Genomic DNA, 5,975 nt, shown 5'->3' with positions numbered 1-5,975 from the left:
ACCGCGCCGGAGGCGGCCAGCTGCACCACCGGGGCGTCGGCCAGGTGCGGGTACGCCTGGTGCGCGTCGACCAGCCGGTACGCCCCGGCGACGACCTGCCGGCGCAGCACCGCGTCGCCGAGCCGCGCCCGGGCCGCCTCGAACGGCGCCTGGTCCAGTGGTCGGGTGCTCAACCGGAAGTAGTACGCGCCGTCCTCGGCGGGCGCGGCGGTCGCGGCCGGGGCCGACCCGCCGGCGATCTGACCGAGCGCGTCGCAGAGCAGCCAGTCGAGGGTGGCCGCGTACGCCGGCTCGACGAAGGTCACCCCGGGCAGTTCCAGGCCGACCGACGCGGTGATCGTGGACTGGTGGGCGCCGCCCTCCGGGGCGAGGGTGATGCCGGACGGGGTTCCGGCCACCACGAACCGGGAACCGGAGTACGTGCCGTACAGGAACGCGTCGAGGCCGCGCAGCACGAACGGGTCGTAGACCGTGCCCACCGGCAGCAGCGGCTGCCCGGACAGGTCCCAGGAGAGCCCGAGCTGACCGAGCAGCAGGAACAGGTTCATCTCCGAGATGCCCAGCTCGATGTGCTGCCCAGCGGGGCTCTCCGTCCAGCGCAGCATCCGGTCCTCGGTCCAGGAGCGCTGCTCGGTGGGGGCGAAGACCCCGGTCTTGTTGATGAACCCGGCGAGGTTGGTGGAGGTGGCCACGTCCGGGGCGGTGGTGACCAGGTAGCGGCCCACCTCCCGGTCCCGCGCCAGGTCCACCAGCACCCGACCGAAGGCCTCCTGGGTGGAGATCGGCTTGTTGCCGCGTACTCCCGTGCTCTCCGGAACGGTGACCCCCAGCGCACGCTGGCGCGGCGCGCGGGACAGCGCCTCCCGGCGGGCGCCGGCCTGGATCCCGGCGGGTGACGCCGGGTCGAGGCGGTCCCACTCGGTCTCGGCGGTCAACCCCTGCGCGGCGCGCAGGGTGTCGACCTGCTCCGAGCTGAGCAGCGCGGAATGGTTGCGCGGGTTGCCGGCGATGGGCAACCCCCAACCCTTCACGGTGTACGCGAAGACGACGCTGGGCCGGTCGGTGACCGCGTCGCACTGGGCGTACGCGTCCAGCATCGCCTGAAGGTCGTGCCCGCCCAGGTCGGTGACGAGGGGGCCCAGCTCCTCGTCGTCGACGTGGGCGATCAGCTCGTCGATGCCGGCCGGCGCGCCGTCCAGGAACTGCTTGCGCAGCAGCGGGCCGGTCAACCCGAACAGCGACTGGTACTGCTCGTTGGGCATCGCGTCGATCCAGTCGCGCAGCGCCTCGCCACCCGGCCGGGCGTACGCCTCGGCGAGCCGGCGGCCGTACTTGACCTCTACGACGTGCCAGCCGGCCGCCTCGAACTGGCCCCGCCACTGGTTGATCCGGATGCCGGGGACCACCCGGTCCAGCGACTGGCGGTTGAAGTCGACAAGCCACATGACGTTGCCCAGACCGGTGGTCGCCGGGTCGGCCACCGCCTCCCAGATGTTGCCCTCGTCCAGCTCGGCGTCGCCGATCAGCGCCACGAACCGGGAGTGCGGGCGGGCCCCGAAGTGCGCGTCGACGTACCGCCGGGTGGCGGCGGCGAAGAGCGGCGCCGCCGCGCCCAGGCCGACCGAACCGGTGGAGAAGTCAACCTCGTCCGGGTCCTTGGTGCGTGACGGGTACGACTGGAGGCCGCCGCGGGCCCGCAGCCGGGGCAGGTAGGAGCGGTCCAGGTTGCCGAGCAGGTACTGGATGGCGTGGAACACCGGGGACGCGTGCGGCTTCACCGCCACCCGGTCCTCGGCGTCCAGGTGCGCGAACCAGAGCGCCGTCATCGCCGTGACCAGGGAGGCGCTGGACGCCTGGTGGCCGCCGACCTTCACACCGTCGCCGGTGGCCCGGTCATGGTTGGCGGCGTCCACGATCCGGGTGGCGAGCCAGAGCACCCGCCGCTGGATCTCGTCGAGGACATCGAGGTCGTGCTCGGTCACGGTGGCTCCATCCAGGCGTCGCCGTTGACGCCCTCGCGAGGGGTGCGGGGTGGCCGCGTAGTCGACAGGGGGTTGCGGGAGGCCGCCGCCGGGTCGCGGCGGCGGCCTGCTCCGGGTGGGTCTCAGCCCTGGACGCCGAGGCGCTCCAGGATCAGCTCACGCAGGGTCTTCGCGTCGGCCTGGCCCCGGGTGGTCTTCATGACCGCGCCGACCAGCGCGCCGACCGCCGCGACCTTGCCGCTGCGGATCTTGTCAGCGATGCCGGGGTTCGCGGCGATCGCCTCGTCCACGGCCGCGGTGAGCGCGCCGGTGTCCGACACGACCTCCAGGCCCCGGTTGGTCATGATCTCGGTGGGCGAGCCCTCACCGTCGACCACGCCCTCCAGCACCGTGCGGGCCATCTTGTCGTTGAGCTTGCCGGCGTCGACAAGCCCCTGCAGCTCGGCGACCTGGGCGGGAGTGGCACCGATCTCGGCCAGCTCCACGCCGCTCTCGTTGGCCCGGCGGGACAGCTCACCCAGCCACCACTTGCGGGCCGCGGCCGGGGTGGTGCCGGCGGCCACGGTGGCCTCGATCAGCTCGACCGCGCCCGCGTTCAGCACCGACTGCATGTCCAGGTCGGAGAGGCCCCACTGCTGCTGGAGCCGACGCCGGTGCACCCGGGGCAGCTCCGGCAGGGCGGCCTTCAGCTCGGCGACCCAGGCCGGGTCCGGGGCGATCGGCACCAGATCCGGCTCGGGGAAGTACCGGTAGTCGGTGGCCGTCTCCTTCGAGCGACCCGGGGTGGTGTCACCGGTGTCCTCGTGGAAGTGGCGCGTCTCCTGGGTGATCCGGCCGCCCGCGTCGAGCACCGACGCCTGCCGCAGCATCTCCGAGCGGACCGCCCGCTCCACCGACCGCAGCGAGTTGACGTTCTTCGTCTCGGTACGGGTGCCCCACTCCGCGCCCGGCAGGTTGAGCGAGGTGTTCACGTCACAGCGCAGCGAACCCTCCTCCATCCGCACGTCGGAGACGCCGAGGGTGCGGATCACGTCGCGCAGCTCGGCGACGTACGCCTTGGCCACGTCGGGAGCGAGCGCACCGGTGCCCGTGATCGGCTTGGTGACGATCTCGACAAGCGGGATGCCGGCCCGGTTGTAGTCGACGAGCGACTCCGTCGCGCCGTGGATCCGCCCGGTGGCGCCACCGACGTGCAGCGTCTTGCCGGTGTCCTCCTCCAGGTGCACCCGCTCGATCTCGATCCGCACCGTCTCGCCGCCCACCTCGACGTCCAGGTAACCGTCGACGCAGATCGGCTCGTCGTACTGGCTGATCTGGAAGTTCTTCGGCATGTCCGGGTAGAAGTAGTTCTTCCGGGCGAACCGGCACCACTCGGCGATCGAGCAGTTCAACGCCAGGCCGATCCGGATGATCGCCTCGATGGCCGCCTTGTTGGCCACCGGCAGCGAACCGGGCAGGCCCAGGCACACCGGGCAGACCCGGGTGTTCGGCTCGCCACCGAAGTCGGTCGGGCAACCACAGAACATCTTGGTGTTCGTGCCCAGCTCGACGTGGGTCTCCAGGCCGATCACCGGTTCGAAGCGCGCAACGACCTCGTCGTACGCGGGCAGTGTCGTCGTCATCGGGGCTCCTGCCTCACAGCGTCGGTGGGGTGAACGTGCCGACGGCGGACTCCAGCGCGGCGGCGACCCGGTACATGCGGTCGTCGGCCATCGTCGGGGCCATCACCTGCAGACCGACCGGCAGCCCCTCGGAGAGGCCGCAGGGCACCGAGATGCCCGGCCCGCCGTACAGGTTGGTCGGGATCGTGTAGAGGTCGGCCAGGTACATCTGGTACGGGTCGGCGGTCCGCGCGCCCATCGGGAACGCCACCGACGGGGTGGTCGGCGAGATCAGCGCGTCGACCCGCTCGAACGCGGCGGTGAAGTCCCGGGTGATGAGCGTCCGGACCTTCTGCGCCTGCCCGTAGTACGCGTCGTAGTAACCCGACGACAGCGCGTACGTGCCGATCATGATGCGACGCTTGACCTCCGGCCCGAAGCCCGCCTCCCGGGTCAGCGACATGACCTCCTCCAGCGACCGGTTGCCGTCGTCGCCGACCCGCAGGCCGAACCGGACGCCGTCGAACCGGGCCAGGTTGGAGGAGCACTCGCTCGGGGCGATCAGGTAGTACGCCGGCAGGGCGTACGCGAACGTCGGGCAGGACACCTCGACGACCTCGGCACCCATCTTGGTCAGCGCGTCCACCGACTCACGGAACGCGGCCATCACGCCCGGCTCGGCGCCCTCGCCCACGAACTCGGTCACGATGCCGAGCCGCACACCGGTCAGGTCACCGGTAGCGCCGAGCTTCGCCGCCGCCACCACGTCCGGCACCGGCTGCGGAATGGAGGTGGAGTCGCGCGGGTCGTGCCCGCCGATCACCTGGTGCAGCAGGGCCGCGTCGAGCACCGTACGGGCACACGGGCCCGGGGTGTCGAGCGACGAGGAGAAGGCCACCAGCCCGTAACGGGAGGTGCCGCCGTAGGTGGGCTTGGCACCCACGGTGCCGGTGACCGCGCCGGGCTGACGGATCGAGCCGCCGGTGTCCGAGCCGATCGCCAGCGGCGCCTCGTACGCGGCCAGCGCGGCGGCGCTGCCACCACCCGAGCCACCGGGGATCCGGCTCAGGTCCCACGGGTTGTGCGTCGGGCCGTACGCCGAGTATTCGGTGGAGGAGCCCATCGCGAACTCGTCCATGTTGGTCTTGCCGAGCATCACCGTGCCGGCCTCCCGCAGCCGCTGCACGATCGTCGCGTCGTACGGCGGGCGCCAGCCCTCCAGGATCTTCGACCCCACGGTGGTCGGCACACCCCGGGTGGCGAGCACGTCCTTGACCGCGACCGGCACACCCGCGAGCGGGCCCAACTCCTCGCCGGCGGCCCGGCGCTCGTCCACCGCGCGGGCCGCGGCGAGCGCGCCCTCGGTGTCGACGTGCAGGAAGGCGTGCACCCTGTCGTCGACCGCGGCGATCCGGTCCAGGTGCGCCTGGGTCACCTCGACGGCGGAAGTCTCGCCCCCGGCGACCAGGGCCGCGATCTCCGTCGCGGTCATGCTGATCAGATCGCTCATGCCGTCACTCCGCTTCGCTCCGCGACGCCATGAGGCACCACGGCGCTGCACTGCTGATTCGCTCGCTGGCGCTCGCTCATGAGGCCACATCCTCGCTCAGGATCCGCGGGACGCGGAACCGCTGGTCCTCGGCGTCGGGCGCGCCCGACAGCGCTTCCTCCGGGGTCAGGCACGGCGTGACGACGTCCTCGCGGAAGATGTTGGTCAGCGGCACCGAGTGCGAGGTCGGCGGGATGTCCGCGGCGGCGACCTCGCCGACCTGGGCGACCGCCTGGAGGATCACGTCGAGCTGGCCGGCGAACGTGTCCAGCTCCTCCTCGGTGACGGCGAGCCGCGACAGGCGCGCCAGGTGCGCGACCTCCTCGCGGGAGATGGCGGCCATCCGTGCCCCCTTCTGAATTCCTGCTGGTCGGGCGATGTGCCGGCCGCGCGACAGGTGGAGCGTGACACGCGGTGACCGGAGCGAGTCTATTGTTCCGCTCCGGTGCCGCGTCCCCGACTCCCCCTCCGGCGGCCCTCGTGCGGGGTCAGCGGGTGGGGCGGCGAGCGACATCCGGCTGCGGGTGCCCGCCGGTCGGGCGGACCGGCCGGTACCGGGCCAGCCAGGTGACCAACTCCTCGGCCGGCATCGGCCGGGCGTAGAACCAGCCCTGAGCGGCGTCGCAGCCGGCGGCGTGCAGCATCCGCCAGGTCCGCTCGTCCTCGACACCCTCGGCGACCACCCGCAACCCCAGCGCTCCGGCCAGCTCGATCATCGACCGGACGATCGCCGCGTCGTCGGCGTCCTCGGCCATACCGAGGACGAACGACCGGTCCACCTTCACCTCGGCCAGCGGCAACCGGCGCAGGTGCTGCAGGGAGGAGTAGCCGGTGCCGAAGTCG

5 protein-coding genes are annotated in these 5,975 nt (G+C 72.2%); all 5 read right to left on the bottom strand.

Annotated features, from left to right (window positions below; genetic code table 11):
- Window positions 1-1,982, bottom strand: a 1,982-nt coding sequence (locus PSH25_RS04760) for a thiamine pyrophosphate-binding protein (RefSeq protein ID WP_238657842.1), incomplete at its 3' end; no start/stop codon positions are given.
- Window positions 1,983-2,104: 122 nt separating this feature from the next.
- Window positions 2,105-3,604, bottom strand: a complete 1,500-nt coding sequence (gatB, locus tag PSH25_RS04755; protein WP_091393246.1) for an Asp-tRNA(Asn)/Glu-tRNA(Gln) amidotransferase subunit GatB — start codon at window positions 3,602-3,604, stop codon at window positions 2,105-2,107.
- A gap of 13 nt (window positions 3,605-3,617) precedes the next feature.
- The gene (gene gatA, locus PSH25_RS04750) at window positions 3,618-5,093 is read right to left on the bottom strand and encodes an Asp-tRNA(Asn)/Glu-tRNA(Gln) amidotransferase subunit GatA (RefSeq protein ID WP_238657841.1); all 1,476 of its coding nucleotides are present in this window, start codon (window positions 5,091-5,093) and stop codon (window positions 3,618-3,620) included.
- 76 nt (window positions 5,094-5,169) lie between these two features.
- Window positions 5,170-5,475: an Asp-tRNA(Asn)/Glu-tRNA(Gln) amidotransferase subunit GatC gene (gene gatC, locus PSH25_RS04745; protein ID WP_238657840.1), complete on the bottom strand. Its 306-nt coding sequence runs from the start codon at window positions 5,473-5,475 to the stop codon at window positions 5,170-5,172.
- Between the two features lie 145 nt (window positions 5,476-5,620).
- On the bottom strand, window positions 5,621-5,975 hold a 355-nt coding region (locus PSH25_RS04740), incomplete at its 5' end, for an EAL domain-containing protein (protein ID WP_238657839.1).

Origin of the sequence: Micromonospora foliorum (assembly GCF_022229015.1) — a bacterium.
Lineage (GTDB): Bacteria > Actinomycetota > Actinomycetes > Mycobacteriales > Micromonosporaceae > Micromonospora > Micromonospora foliorum.
The sequence above is the reverse complement of the archived record's forward strand: the minus strand, read 5'-3'. Positions and strand labels throughout refer to the sequence as shown.